A 12,416-nucleotide genomic window follows, 5' to 3' on the forward strand; every position below is an offset into this window, starting at 1 on the left:
ATTAAAGGGTATCCTACTTTAGTGTTAAGAGGCATTCTTCATAGAACACTATTAGGAGGTAAGGTATGGATACGATTCGTGATATTATGACTGATGATGTTGAGTGTTGTACATTATTAGATAATGTGTTTGAAGTTGCAACTAAAATGAAGGAATGGAATGTTGGTGCCATTCCCATTGTCGATGGAGAGACTCTTGTAGGGATGATAACGGACCGAGATATTGTTGTCCGTGGAGTGGCTGAGAAACACCCAGGATCGACTAAAGTGGAAGATATTATGAGTGAAGAGCTAATTACAGTTACAGCTGAAACTACTACTAGAGAGGCAGCGCAAATTATGGCTAAGCACCAAATTCGCCGCTTACCAGTAGTTGAGGGAGACAACAGACTAGTTGGTATTGTAGCTCTTGGTGACTTTGCAGTACGTGATCTCACAGATGATCAAGCTAAAAAAGCTTTATCAGAAATATCGGAACCAGGATATAATGGACTTCAACATTAAAAAAGGCGCCTCTGGCGCCTTTAAATTTTTTTTGACGAATCTTGTATTTACTATCTAACAATGCAATTAATGATGATATAATAATTTATAACTATCATATATTGAAGATAGAGAGTAAAAGAGAGGAGGGCAACCTCTGCGCGGACTTATTCGAATATTAATTTTAGTAGCAGTATTTTTAACGGTTGGTTTTTATGTAAGCTTCAGTCAGGATGGAGAAAACGAAGCTTTAATTCAGAATGAACAGCCCACCTCAGAAGTTGATAGCTCCCTTCAAACCAATCCTCAAGATACGAACTACTCTTCTCAAAATAGACCAACAGAAGGAATATCTGTCTTAATAGGGAAAGATATTAAAGCAATGGAACAATTGTTAGGGAAACCAGCAAGAATTGATCCTTCTTATTATGGTTACAAATGGTATATATATAATGCTGAATATGATCAATATGTACAAGTAGGAGTAGAAGATAATAAAGTAGTAACTATTTATGTGATTGGTAAGGATATTGATGCCGCACCATTTAAAATTGGCCAGCCAATAGAAAAAATATTTTCTACTGTTTTTATTGAGACGAATATTAACATTGATTTGGACAACAGCTCCTATCGATTTGAATTAAATGATACAGATGTTAACATGAGGCCATTAATACAATTAGATAATATATTTGCTGAACTATATTTCGATAAATTTACTGGAAAGTTGTCTAGTGTACGTTTTATAGATCCATCTACGTTGATAAAACAACGTCCATATGAATTAGTGTACCGAGGAGAATTACTTGAGCCTAAACCAATTTTGGAGACGGAATGGGATGCTATTGAAAAAGCAACGGAACGGCAAATCTTTGATCTAACCAATATTTTACGGATAAGACATAAATTAGAGCCTGTCCTATGGGATGATGAGACCTCAAAGGTTGCACTAGGTCATAGTAAGGATATGTTTGAGACTACTAACTTTTCGCATACCTCTGAAAAATATGGTGAATTATCTGATCGGTTAAAGACAGCCAATGTGGTTTATCAACTGGCAGGTGAGAATATTGCCGCAAATTATATTGATGCACCTGCTGTGGTAGAAGGATGGTTAAATAGTAAAGGGCATCGAGAAACTCTCCTTAGTGAAGAATATACACATCTCGGTGTGGGTGTGTACCACAAATACTATACACAAAATTTTATACAAAAATGGGAAGAGTAAAGGAGCTATGAACATAGCTCCTTTTAATTTATTACATCATATCGTAAAAATTGAAATTCATTTTCTTGCCAATTTCCGTAGAGGCGGACAAAATTACCTGATTTGAGTTTAACTGATTCATTGCTTTTTCTGTATGGAGTAATTCTCTTTACAGGTATCGTTTTTGTTTCGGTTTTTAACTGAATTTCCATAACTTGAATAAATCGATGATAGTAAAATCTTTTCTTTGTGACGGTTAACTGTAGAATTTCACCTGTGACGATTGCCTCTTCATGAAGGTTATTTAAGTTGTTCCATTTTTTTTCATATTCTTTTAGCTCTTTTCTTGATAACCAATAAAAATAGAATAGTATTGCCGGAATAAGAATAGCCGTTACCATATTTTTTCCTCTATTCAGCAGATTTAGGATGAAATTGTCTTTGGGTCTAAAATGAATTGTCTTTTCAGTTTATATGAATGTTGAAGCTTTCTATAACTAAAAAAAATTGTCCTTCTTTATATTATCATTTACAAAGGCTCTTTTCTAAAACTTTGTTGCTTTTCAAATTTATTAAAAGGGATTTCTCAGTGCAGAATGATAAAATTCGTATAGAAATCAGGAAAAGAGCTGTTCACTTTTCAAGAAAAAATATAAAAATCCGGCTTTTGGGATTTTTACCAAAACCACAATTTATACGAAAACAGTCTTTAAAAAGTTTGAATCGAGAATTACGCAAACCTGATGGTCTAACTTTCACATTTCTTTGGCTATTTTCATATCCTATCTTAGGCGCAACCTAAATGATTTGAGGTGAAAATAATGACTTCCAAAAAACTTCATCCCAATGTTGTGAAATTTAAGGAATTTGTAAGGCAAAATCCTAAAATCATAAAAGAGGTTAGAAGCGGTAATGTTTCTTGGCAAGAATTGTATGAAGACTGGTATTTGCTTGGTGAGGATGACCCAAGATGGGAAAATTTTAGTCATTCTGGAGAGAAAAAGGATAAAAATAAAGATACCTCCGAAAATACAGAAGAGAAAAAGTCAGACTGGATGGGTCAATTATTTGGTTATTTAAAAACGATTGATGCCAATCAAATGCAGCAGCATATAAACCACGTTAGTCAAGCAATCGGCGCCGTTCAAGGGCTGTTGTCTCAGTTTCAAACACCATCTCAACCAAGTAATCGAAACCAAACAGGACAACCGTCCCATCCATTTTCTTTTCGAAAAGATTAATAAGGGGGTAAATTCGTAGATGAGGACAGAAATAATGGAATACCTTCAGGAAAAGAAAGATTTAAAAGAATTTATTAGGCAACAGCCAATATGGTATAGGAAATTAGGTAGAAATCCACATGATTTACAATCATTTGAAGTCGCATCCCTCCATTATTTTAGGAAAACAATTCCTGATCATGTAGAAAAATTTTCTAACAGTGTTCAAATGGCCTCTATGATGATGCATATGTTTCAAGCAATGAACCAAACTGAATAATTTTTTACTTGCTTTCTTTCATGAATGGAGAAAGCTTTTTAAAGTTTAATGTTCGAGTAAAGTTGTTTTCGTATAGATTGGATTTTCGTAAAAATCCCTATAGCCGGATTTTTACAGGCTCTCTAAAAAAGTGCCCAGCTCTTTTCTTAATTCTCATATGAGTTTAAAACCCAATATTGTGAATTGCCTATTTATTAGTTAGAAAAAGCAACAAAGTTTCAGAAAAGAGCCTCGAGTAAAATTAGTGGGATTAGTAAACAATACAGGCAAAAGGAGTGATGAATATTGAAGAAGATTGCTCGTATTTGTATCTTCCTCATGACTTTACCTTTAATTGCCTGTCAGCAGGATCTTCCTAAACCTGAGTCAAAAAGCAATGATATGCAAAAGGGGAGGGTAATCGTAGCATCTGCAATGGTTGAACCCAATAAAGATCCATTTATGGTAAAGCACTATATTAAAGGGAATGAAGTATTTGTTGAATGTATGATAAGGAACTTTTCCTTTAGAAAGTCTGAAAATAAAAATGTTCAAACGGGAAAAATGCGAGTCTATATAGATGGAAAAATGAAGCAGGAGGTTGAATCAGCTGCATTTGTTCTAAGGGATTTAAGAAAAGGAAACCACCGTATAGCCCTTGAGCTAATTAATCATAATGGTCAAAGAACAGCATTAAAAAAAGAAATAATTATCACTATACCATAGGAATTTATTTTTGTAAGGTCAATCCATAGTCAATCAATACGCTTGCGCTTTTTGTTCATCATGTTAATATTAGTAATGGAGGTGGCGAAAAGCATGCTTGCTACAACTGAACGAATTCTATTGCTTGACCAAGCAGAGGAATTAGCGAAGATGATCTTACAATCAGATATTGTAGAGCAATATCAGATTTGTTTATATAAATTACAATCCAATAAAGAAACACAGGGGAAAATTAAAAACTTTGTTCGTATGAAAGATCGATACGAAGAGGTCCAACGTTTCGGAAAATATCATCCGGATTACAAGGTTGTTATGGGGCAAATTAGAAATATAAAGAGGGAAATGGACTTAGATGAACTGGTTGCTGAGTTTAAAATCGCGGAAAACGACCTTCAACAATTGTTAGATGAAGTAAGTATGATTGTTGGTAAATCTGTTTCTAGTCATGTTAAAGTCCCAACTGGTAACCCTTTCTTTGATAGTTCATCAGGATGTAGTACTGGTGGATGCGGTTCTGGTGGAAGCTGTGGCTGCTCATAAGAACTTATCCTTAATGCAAGTCTTGCCTACAAATGGTAAGACTTTTTTTAATATATTGAAAAATGCTCTGTACATATGCTAGACTTATTAAAACAACGAGTTTTAAAGGAGTATGTACGATGTTTGGTCAACGCCAAGGTATAATCGTTTGGCTTCACTCTCTTAAACAAGCCAAAATGTTAAGAAGATTCGGAAATGTACATTTCGTTTCGAAAAGATTAAAGTATGTTGTCATCTATTGTGATCAAGTAGATGTAGAGCAAAACATTGAAAAACTTCAAGCTTATTCCTTTGTGAAGAAAGTAGAACCGTCGTACAAACCATTTTTAAAAATGGAATATGAAAATTCATCGCCGGATAAAGCAAAAGAATATGACTATAAGATGGGTATTTAAATAAGGAGGGATTTCCTCCTTTTTTTTATGGGAAAAAACCCATTCATAGAAGTCAGAATGGGTTATAGCTCAGTATTTTTTCTATTTTAGCGCTGGTATATAATGGTTTAATCTTAAAATGGCTATCACATATTGATAAAATAAGGCAAGTTCTTTAAACTCATTTGAAGGCTTAATCGTAATTTCAATGATTTCTTTTTGTAATTCATCAGCTAATTCTTTAAATAAATCAAAACGTTTATTTGGAGTTATGTGTGGATTAGGGATCCCTTCTCTACAAATATATAGAGCTTGAAATTCTCCAACATCAGTAGGTTTCATTACAGCAATAAGTGATGTAACCTTTCTCCCTTTGACATCCGTATGAAAAGCCATCATGTGTGCTAATCGATGCTGATTGTTTTTTGTTAGTTCTATTAATTCATATATATCCGAATATCCTTCGCCTAATTCAATAAATCTTTGTATCATTTCTATGTCCTCCAAAAATATAGTACGGTAATAGTTTATCATGTAAAATGGTGAAGTAAATATGCCTTTTAGTAGCACATTTCTAAACATACTCCTTTTTATGACGAAAAAAAGAATAGAAGTAATTTTTACATCAACCCAAAGGGGAAAAATAATGAAAAAGTTTTTTTTACTCTTGCTGGTGTGTTTAACCCTGATAATAAGTTTGTTATTGAAGTGGCAATGGCATGCCTATTCAACTAGTAGTACCACTACTATAACAAAAGAAGCTAATCAACAAATACAAATAGTTGCAGGATCTTCTAAAATGGATATCCAACAAACCTTCTCGGGGCTAAGCCCAAAAGTCGAGTATGAAATTTTGGTTCCTGACAATATTTCTAAATGGACTTGTCAAACAAAGACAGGGAAGAAATGTAACTCAATTGATCAAAATCCAACTACTTATCAATCCGAGGATGGAGAACTAAAAATAGTCTATTCTATCCCTTTGGATCGTAAGAAAAATTATTCATTGTTATCAAATTGGAAAATAAGACTAAAAGAGGTTTCTATACAACATTCCTCTGTTACCATAGCTGAATCATTTCTGCGCAAAGGAATATGGATTGTAGGATTGCCATTAAAAGGTTATAAAGAATTAGATCTCATTGACTTTTTTTCATTTGCAGGAGAAGGTGATTTTGAGAGTTTATATTTTCAAAAAACAAAGTTAGATTATCATCTGCAAGAATTGTCTTATGGCTATTATTCTAATGCAAAACCCGAAAAAAAATGGACATTTTCTCAATATCCAAAATTACCCAAGATAAGCTTTATCGTTATTGTGTCATCTAATGAAATTGAATATGAAAATAAAGATATGATAATCGTAAAGAAAAACCATAGTCCTGTAGAAATCGATAATAGACTTGTTAGACAATTTTTTAAGCGGAAATTAGAATTTGATTCGGACGCCGCATCGGAAGTCTTTAGTTCTTATCTATCTAATAAAGAACCAGCTAACCCGGAAACGAGAGAAATAGTAAGTGAACTGAAAAGGGAATTGTCCAAGAACGAGTTGAGTGATTTTTATCAAAAAGTAATCAATAGTCCTTCCAGTTTGGATGAAAAAGAACTGGATACGATTTTAGGTGAAGTAAAAGGACTAAAGACTCACTTTTTTCAAGAGAATCTTAACATTCCTTCTATACCTTTACTTTATTTTGTTGAGAGTAAATTCATACAATGGAATGGAGAACAAGATAAAAAAGTTGATTTACTTTATATGAACTCAAAGCGTTTATATCCAGTTGATCAAGTCCTAGGGTTGTTGGGATATCAAATTGATTATAAAAATAACCAAATATATGTTCATAAACAATCTCTATCGTATCAATTTAATCCATCACAAAATTATTTTCAATTGAATGGTCATGAATATGGATTGTTTGAGGTTCCCTTCGTCAAAATTAAGCAGCATTATTATATTGACCAAAACATGCTAACCGCTTTATTTAAGATAAATATAAAAGAAGATGGGGAAAATATTTTAATGGATAATCAAGATTTATAAGAAAGGCTGTTTTCGTATAAATTGTGTTTTTGGTAAAAATCCCAAAAAAACGGATTTTTACATCTTTTCTTAACAAGTGAGCAGTTCTTTTCTTGATTTTTATACGAGTTGTTTCATTCTGCACTGAGAAATCCCTTTGAATAAATTGGAAAGGCAACAAAGTTTTAGAAAAGAGCCATAAGAAAAAACCCTGCAACCATATGGTTGCAGGGTCCTTCTATATCCTATATAAGGATAGAAGGCAAAGGGAGAGGAGAAACCGGAGGAAGAACTTATGGGGAAACGTAAGTCTTCTCCGCGGTTGGCAACAACATCCTCGATTAGATGCTGTTACTATCATTATTTCCACAAACTATTTGCTTATACACCTTTTTATTATTTTTTATAAAAGTTGTTTTCGTATAGATAGTGGTTTTAGAGCTCTCTTAATAAGTGCTCAGTTCCTTTCTTCGCTTTCGTATGAATTAAACACCCTATACGGTGAAATGCCTATTTATTAGTTACAAAAAGCAACAAAGTTTTAGAAAAGAACCTTTATAAAATAGAGCATATTAATCTTACAGTTTGGAATGAGGCATTTGTTATGGTAGGATATTTGTTGAAAAAGTCATAATAGTGGTGATTAAATCATGAGAGTTGTCTCAGGTAAATGTAAAGGCAGAAGCCTTAAAGCTGTTCCAGGAAGTTCAACTAGGCCAACAACTGATAAAGTAAAAGAAGCTATCTTTAATATGGTTGGGCCATATTTTGAGGAAGGGATTGGATTAGATTTATTTGCTGGAAGCGGTGGGTTAGGTATTGAAGCCCTAAGCAGAGGGTTAGATAAAGTAATTTTTGTTGATCGCGACCCAAAAGCATTCCAAATTATTAAAGAAAATATTACAGCATGCGATTTAAATGATAAGGTAGAAGTATATCGAAATGATTCAGAACGTGCCCTAAAAGCCATTTTAAAAAGGGAAATAAAGTTCGATTTTATTTTCTTAGATCCACCATACAAAATGCAGCAATTAGTGAAGCTTTTAGAGACGATTGAGAAGGAAAAAATGTTAAACAGTAATGGTGTTATTGTTTGTGAACATAGTTCGGAAATTCAATTACCTGATGAGGTTGGGTTACTAAAAAATACAAAGAGAGAGAAATATGGAATTATCGGAATTTCAATTTATCAATTGAAAGATGAAATGATTGGGGAGGCAGAAAATGGCTAGTATTGCAGTTTGTCCTGGAAGCTTTGATCCTATTACGCTAGGCCATCTAGATATTATTAAACGAGGAGCAAAGGTTTTTGACCAGGTGTATGTGGTTGTACTAAATAATTCATCCAAGCAGCCTTTATTTAGTGTGCAAGAAAGAATAAATCTTATTAACGAGGTAACAAAAGAAATTCCAAATGTAAAAGTTGATTCTTTCCAAGGGTTACTTGTGGATTATGCTAAAAGTGTAAAAGCAAATGCCATATTAAGAGGCCTTAGAGCTGTTTCTGATTTCGAATATGAAATGCAAATAACATCTATGAACAGGGTGTTAGATGAAGAAATAGAAACTTTTTTTGTGATGACTAATAATCAATATTCTTTTCTTAGCTCGAGTATTGTAAAAGAAGTTGCTAAATATAATGGTAATATTGCTGATTTAGTACCTCACCCCGTTCAAAAAGCCTTAAAAGAAAAATTTAAAAACTAAAAAGATCCAATTTCCTCAAGGAGGAAATTGGATTTTTTAGTTTTTGCTAAAGTAAAATCTTCTCATTAAAATCATTGTATATAAACATAGGGCTGAGATTGTTAATAATGGACCATAATGACTCATATAAGGAAGTATATGATGAATAATGGAATCTTCCTTAAACAATGAAACTGGGATTGCATGGGAGGGTTGTTCAATATTATAAAATCGTTCATAAACCGTTTTCCAAAGAACAATCGTTAATAAACTTGAAAATACACCATGTAAAATACGTGCGAAAAAAAACGGCTGAAAACGAATATCAGTTTGTGCAAGAATACTTGCCACCTGTGCTTGAACACTGAACCCACTAAAAGCAAGAATAAAGCTTGTAATAATAGTCAATTGTAAAAGTGATGCATCTTGAACTTGACTTGCCATTTGACTGCCCTGAGTGATTTCAAATAAGCCAGATATAAGTGGGACACTTAAGGAGTTTGGTATGGATAGGGCTTTGAAAACATATTCAATGATTTTGGCCAAAAATGCAGTAATATGAAGATGAAATAAAATTTTATTTATAACAGAAAATAATATAATAAAGCCACCGATCATTAGTAATGTTTGTATGGAAGAGGTTACTGCATCACCAATTAATTTTCCAATAGGACGATTATCTTTTACTCTTGTACGATGTAAGGCAATTAGGGCTGTTCGAATAGGAAATTTTGATTTGTTTTTTTTCTTTTCTTTTTCTTCATGATCATTTCTTCCATAAAATCTCATTACTAAGCCTACACAAATATTACCTAAATAATGGGCCAAGGCTAACACTATACCCAGGTGAGGATTTTTAAAAAAACCTACTGAAACGGCACCAAAAATAAATAATGGATTTGAAGAATTTGTAAATGAAACAAGTCTTTCTGCTTCAATCCTACTAATTTGTTTTTCCTGTCTTAAACGTGCTGTTAGCTTAGCTCCAGCTGGAAAGCCGGATGCCATTCCCATTGCCCACACAAAACCACCCACACCGGGTACCCTAAATAGTGGTCTCATTAAAGGCTCGAGTAGTACTCCAATAAATCGTACAATTCCAAACCCGATTAACATTTCAGAGATAATAAAAAAAGGTAAAAGAGATGGAAAGACTATCTCCCACCACATATCTAATCCTCTAATAGAGGCTTCAAAAGATTCCTCGGGATAGACAATGAGTGAAGCTGCCATTATCGTAACGGCAATAGCTAAAAAAGCTGTTTTGATCCTAGAACGCCACAAAAACAAGACCTCCTCTATCCAACACCAAATTATGCAATGAACTTAAAGAATGGTAGAATAGGATGTATTATAGATTTAAATTCCTTATTTGAAGGAATTAAATTCACATTACCTTGTCCCTACATATCACAATATACTCATAGAAATGAAAATTAGACCATAAGATTGTTCTAGACTAAGCTTAGGTAACAATTTTTAATCCAAAACAAACGCTGTTTCGAAAGAGGGGGGAATCTCCTTGAAACGTCCAAAAATAGGTTTGGCACTAGGTTCCGGTGGAGCAAGAGGTTTTGCTCATCTAGGGGTTATAAAGGTATTAAAGGATGAAGGAATACCAATCGATATGATTGCCGGAAGTAGTATGGGAGCGCTTGTGGCTTCCTTTTATGCGGCAGGAATTGATTTAGGTCAGCTTTACCGTTTGTCAACGGCATTCAAACGAAAATATTACTTAGATTTTACTGTTCCTAAAATGGGTTTTATAGCCGGAAAAAGAGTCAAGGAGCTTGTACGTGTCTTTACACATAACAAGAATATTGAACAATTAAATATTCCCGTAGCAATTGTGGCTACGGATTTAATGTCTGGAGAAAAAGTCGTTTTTAAAAATGGGTCAGTAGCTGATGCGGTCAGAGCAAGCATAGCTATTCCTGGGATATTTGTTCCTGTAAAATGGAATAATCGTATTCTAGTTGATGGAGGAGTAGCTGACCGAGTTCCGGTATCAGTCGTAAAGGAAATGGGTGCTGACATTGTGATAGCGGTTGACGTTTCTCAAGTAAAGCGTGACGCAGAAATTACCTCAATATATGATGTCATTATGCAGAGTATCGATATTATGCAAAAAGAATTGGTTACGTACCGTGAAATTGCCTCTGATGTAATGATTCGTCCACAGGTCCAAATGTATAGCTCCAAATCATTTACCAATATCGAGGATATTATTTTGATGGGAGAAAAGGAAGCAAAAAATCAATTACCCAATATAAGAACATTAATGGAAAACTGGAAGGAGCCTATGCAAAATGAAAACGAAATATAAAATAGGTTCTTTACTATTCGCAGCTGTTGTATTCATGGCTAGTTCCTTTTATACATTACCATACTATGTGTCCAAACCTGGTATGGCAAAGGAACTGGAGCCAATTATTAAAGTAGAAAATGGTTTTGAAGAAAAAGGAAACTTTATGTTAACAACAGTCAGAATGGGTAAAGCAAATATTTATTCTTATTTATTAGCTAAAGCAAGTAAGTATCAAGAAATTTATCCTGTGGATGTAATAAAAAGAGACGATGAATCGGATGAGGAATATACTACACGTCAATTACATCTTATGGAAAGTTCTAAACTTAATGCGATTGAAGTTGCTTACAAAAAACATGGTCTCCCTGTTAATTATCAGTATAAAGGAGTATATGTTTTAAATATCTATCCGGGTATGCCTGCAGATGGAAAGTTACTACCGGGTGATAGAATATTTAAAGCAGATAATAAGAGTTTTAGTTCTTCTGAGTTATTTATTGAGTATGTAAGTAACAAAAAAGAAGGAGAAAACATCAACCTAACCATTGAAAGAAATAATCAAACAAAAGATATTAGTCTCACTGTTGCTCCTTTTCCTGATCAGCCCTCCAAAAAAGGAGTAGGGATTGGTCTTGTAGACGACAAAGAGATAATGGTAGACCCTGAAGTTACGGTTAATACAGAAGAAATAGGGGGACCTTCTGCAGGACTAATGTTCTCCTTAGAAATATACAATCAATTAACAAAAGAAGATTTAACAAAAGGATATGAAATTGCCGGAACAGGAACCATTGATCCAAATGGAGAGGTCGGACCTATTGGTGGAATTGAGCAAAAGATTGTTGCTGCAGATAAAGTGGGAGCTGAAATTTTCTTTGCACCAAATGAAAAAGGAATTAAAGATTCCAATTATAATGCAGCTATAAAAACGGCTAAAGATATTCATACTAAAATGAAAATAATACCAGTTGATACCTTTGATGAAGCTGTGGCTTATCTTGAATTACTTCCAGCAAAAAAATAGAAACTAAAAAACCTTTGCCTAATAGGGGCAAAGGTTTTTTATATTACTTTAAATAATTGCCGGATATTTTGGTAAATATATGAAAAAAGAGAGGTGCAAAATGAAAAATAAAAAATGGATGTTAATAGGAATGTTAATCGCACCTTGGTTTTCTCTACCATTGCTTGGTAAGAAGTCATTTAAACGATTTTTACCAGCAGTCATATTTATCAATATTGTCATTTTTATTGAGAGTATAATTGCATATAAACGCAAATGGTGGTGGTTTTATGAGAAACTTCATCGAAAAATAAATGGAGAATTTCCTTTAATGTGGGGTCCATTTTTTATCGGTTCTTTTTGGATTATGAAATTTACCTACGGCAGGTTCCGACTTTATATGCTTACGAATTTTATTATCGATTCATTATTTGTTTTTCCTGGAATCTTAATCCTAAGAAAATTAGGTATCGCTTCCTTAGTTCGTCTTAAACATTATCAGCTTCTTATCCTATTTTTATATAAGGCGATAATCTTGTATATATTTCAATTTTTTAAAGAAAGTATAAGCAAAAAGAGATAGAG

General features: G+C 33.5%; 16 protein-coding genes. 13 read left to right on the forward strand and 3 right to left on the reverse strand.

Annotation, left to right across the window (positions count from 1 at the left end; genetic code table 11):
• The first annotated feature begins 65 nt into the window (after positions 1-65).
• Together ACSBPO_RS07185 and ACSBPO_RS07190 are read left to right on the forward strand one after the other, a co-directional pair.
• On the forward strand, positions 66-503 hold the full coding sequence (locus ACSBPO_RS07185; RefSeq protein ID WP_442599371.1) for a CBS domain-containing protein: 438 nt from the start codon (positions 66-68) through the stop codon (positions 501-503).
• 361 nt (positions 504-864) lie between these two features.
• The gene (locus ACSBPO_RS07190) at positions 865-1,710 is read left to right on the forward strand and encodes a CAP domain-containing protein (RefSeq protein ID WP_442599372.1); all 846 of its coding nucleotides are present in this window, start codon (positions 865-867) and stop codon (positions 1,708-1,710) included.
• Positions 1,711-1,733: 23 nt separating this feature from the next.
• On the opposite strand, the gene ACSBPO_RS07195 is transcribed toward ACSBPO_RS07190, so the two are convergent.
• Positions 1,734-2,090 carry a hypothetical protein gene (locus tag ACSBPO_RS07195; protein ID WP_442599373.1) on the reverse strand — a complete coding sequence of 119 codons (357 nt, stop codon included), beginning with the start codon at positions 2,088-2,090 and terminating at the stop codon, positions 1,734-1,736.
• A 420-nt stretch (positions 2,091-2,510) separates the two neighbouring features.
• On the opposite strand from ACSBPO_RS07195, the gene ACSBPO_RS07200 reads away from it, so the two are divergent.
• From ACSBPO_RS07200 to ACSBPO_RS07220, 5 genes are all read left to right on the forward strand, one after another.
• On the forward strand, positions 2,511-2,930 hold the full coding sequence (locus ACSBPO_RS07200) for a YlbD family protein (protein ID WP_442599374.1): 420 nt from the start codon (positions 2,511-2,513) through the stop codon (positions 2,928-2,930).
• A gap of 19 nt (positions 2,931-2,949) precedes the next feature.
• Positions 2,950-3,189, forward strand: a complete 240-nt coding sequence (locus tag ACSBPO_RS07205; protein WP_442599375.1) for a YlbE-like family protein — start codon at positions 2,950-2,952, stop codon at positions 3,187-3,189.
• Between the two features lie 285 nt (positions 3,190-3,474).
• Positions 3,475-3,894 (forward strand): hypothetical protein, encoded by a 420-nt coding sequence (locus ACSBPO_RS07210; RefSeq protein WP_442599376.1) that lies wholly within the window; start codon positions 3,475-3,477, stop codon positions 3,892-3,894.
• 93 nt (positions 3,895-3,987) lie between these two features.
• Positions 3,988-4,434, forward strand: coding sequence for a YlbF family regulator (locus ACSBPO_RS07215; protein ID WP_442599377.1), 447 nt, complete (start codon positions 3,988-3,990; stop codon positions 4,432-4,434).
• Between the two features lie 119 nt (positions 4,435-4,553).
• The gene (locus ACSBPO_RS07220) at positions 4,554-4,829 is read left to right on the forward strand and encodes a YlbG family protein (RefSeq protein ID WP_442599378.1); all 276 of its coding nucleotides are present in this window, start codon (positions 4,554-4,556) and stop codon (positions 4,827-4,829) included.
• Positions 4,830-4,910: 81 nt separating this feature from the next.
• Here ACSBPO_RS07220 and ACSBPO_RS07225 read toward each other — a convergent pair whose 3' ends face one another.
• Entirely contained in the window at positions 4,911-5,300 is a 390-nt protein-coding gene (locus tag ACSBPO_RS07225) for a DUF7147 family protein (RefSeq protein ID WP_442599379.1), read from the reverse strand.
• Between the two features lie 154 nt (positions 5,301-5,454).
• Here ACSBPO_RS07225 and ACSBPO_RS07230 point away from each other — a divergent pair, with 154 nt between their 5' ends.
• From ACSBPO_RS07230 to coaD, 3 genes are all read left to right on the forward strand, one after another.
• Positions 5,455-6,855, forward strand: a complete 1,401-nt coding sequence (locus tag ACSBPO_RS07230; RefSeq protein ID WP_442599380.1) for a hypothetical protein — start codon at positions 5,455-5,457, stop codon at positions 6,853-6,855.
• A 629-nt stretch (positions 6,856-7,484) separates the two neighbouring features.
• Positions 7,485-8,066: a 16S rRNA (guanine(966)-N(2))-methyltransferase RsmD gene (rsmD, locus tag ACSBPO_RS07235; protein ID WP_442599381.1), complete on the forward strand. Its 582-nt coding sequence runs from the start codon at positions 7,485-7,487 to the stop codon at positions 8,064-8,066.
• Positions 8,059-8,541 (forward strand): pantetheine-phosphate adenylyltransferase, encoded by a 483-nt coding sequence (gene coaD, locus ACSBPO_RS07240; RefSeq protein ID WP_442599382.1) that lies wholly within the window; start codon positions 8,059-8,061, stop codon positions 8,539-8,541. The genes rsmD and coaD overlap by 8 nt, the downstream gene beginning before the upstream one ends.
• 36 nt (positions 8,542-8,577) lie before the next feature.
• Here the strand turns inward: coaD and ylbJ are convergent, their stop codons facing one another.
• A complete protein-coding gene (ylbJ, locus tag ACSBPO_RS07245) occupies positions 8,578-9,804 on the reverse strand; it encodes a sporulation integral membrane protein YlbJ (RefSeq protein WP_442599383.1) in 1,227 nt (408 codons plus the stop codon).
• 238 nt (positions 9,805-10,042) lie between these two features.
• On the opposite strand from ylbJ, the gene ACSBPO_RS07250 reads away from it, so the two are divergent.
• The 3 genes from ACSBPO_RS07250 (at position 10,043) to ACSBPO_RS07260 (ending at position 12,414) form a co-directional block, all read left to right on the forward strand.
• Complete coding sequence (locus ACSBPO_RS07250; protein ID WP_442599384.1) at positions 10,043-10,846, forward strand: patatin-like phospholipase family protein; 804 nt, start codon at positions 10,043-10,045, stop codon at positions 10,844-10,846.
• Complete coding sequence (locus ACSBPO_RS07255; RefSeq protein ID WP_442599385.1) at positions 10,830-11,852, forward strand: SepM family pheromone-processing serine protease; 1,023 nt, start codon at positions 10,830-10,832, stop codon at positions 11,850-11,852. Before ACSBPO_RS07250 ends, ACSBPO_RS07255 begins: the two co-directional genes overlap by 17 nt.
• Before the next feature lie 100 nt (positions 11,853-11,952).
• On the forward strand, positions 11,953-12,414 hold the full coding sequence (locus tag ACSBPO_RS07260) for a hypothetical protein (protein ID WP_442599386.1): 462 nt from the start codon (positions 11,953-11,955) through the stop codon (positions 12,412-12,414).
• Positions 12,415-12,416: the final 2 nt, after the last annotated feature.

This window comes from Neobacillus sp. D3-1R (assembly GCF_052180215.1).
Classification (GTDB): Bacteria; Bacillota; Bacilli; order Bacillales; family Cytobacillaceae; genus Pseudoneobacillus.

Bases quoted from the DNA above. Each gene is read 5' to 3' on its own strand.
- ACSBPO_RS07220 (WP_442599378.1), top strand. From the start codon at position 4,554: ATGTTTGGTCAACGCCAAGGTATAATCGTTTGGCTTCACTCTCTTAAA.
- ACSBPO_RS07205 (WP_442599375.1), top strand. From the start codon at position 2,950: ATGAGGACAGAAATAATGGAATACCTTCAGGAAAAGAAAGATTTAAAA.
- ACSBPO_RS07215 (WP_442599377.1), top strand. From the start codon at position 3,988: ATGCTTGCTACAACTGAACGAATTCTATTGCTTGACCAAGCAGAGGAA.
- rsmD (WP_442599381.1), top strand. From the start codon at position 7,485: ATGAGAGTTGTCTCAGGTAAATGTAAAGGCAGAAGCCTTAAAGCTGTT.
- ACSBPO_RS07225 (WP_442599379.1), bottom strand. From the start codon at position 5,300: ATGATACAAAGATTTATTGAATTAGGCGAAGGATATTCGGATATATAT.
- ACSBPO_RS07255 (WP_442599385.1), top strand. From the start codon at position 10,830: ATGAAAACGAAATATAAAATAGGTTCTTTACTATTCGCAGCTGTTGTA.
- ACSBPO_RS07230 (WP_442599380.1), top strand. From the start codon at position 5,455: ATGAAAAAGTTTTTTTTACTCTTGCTGGTGTGTTTAACCCTGATAATA.
- ACSBPO_RS07260 (WP_442599386.1), top strand. From the start codon at position 11,953: ATGAAAAATAAAAAATGGATGTTAATAGGAATGTTAATCGCACCTTGG.
- coaD (WP_442599382.1), top strand. From the start codon at position 8,059: ATGGCTAGTATTGCAGTTTGTCCTGGAAGCTTTGATCCTATTACGCTA.
- ACSBPO_RS07190 (WP_442599372.1), top strand. From the start codon at position 865: ATGGAACAATTGTTAGGGAAACCAGCAAGAATTGATCCTTCTTATTAT.
- ACSBPO_RS07200 (WP_442599374.1), top strand. From the start codon at position 2,511: ATGACTTCCAAAAAACTTCATCCCAATGTTGTGAAATTTAAGGAATTT.
- ACSBPO_RS07195 (WP_442599373.1), bottom strand. From the start codon at position 2,090: ATGGTAACGGCTATTCTTATTCCGGCAATACTATTCTATTTTTATTGG.
- ACSBPO_RS07185 (WP_442599371.1), top strand. From the start codon at position 66: ATGGATACGATTCGTGATATTATGACTGATGATGTTGAGTGTTGTACA.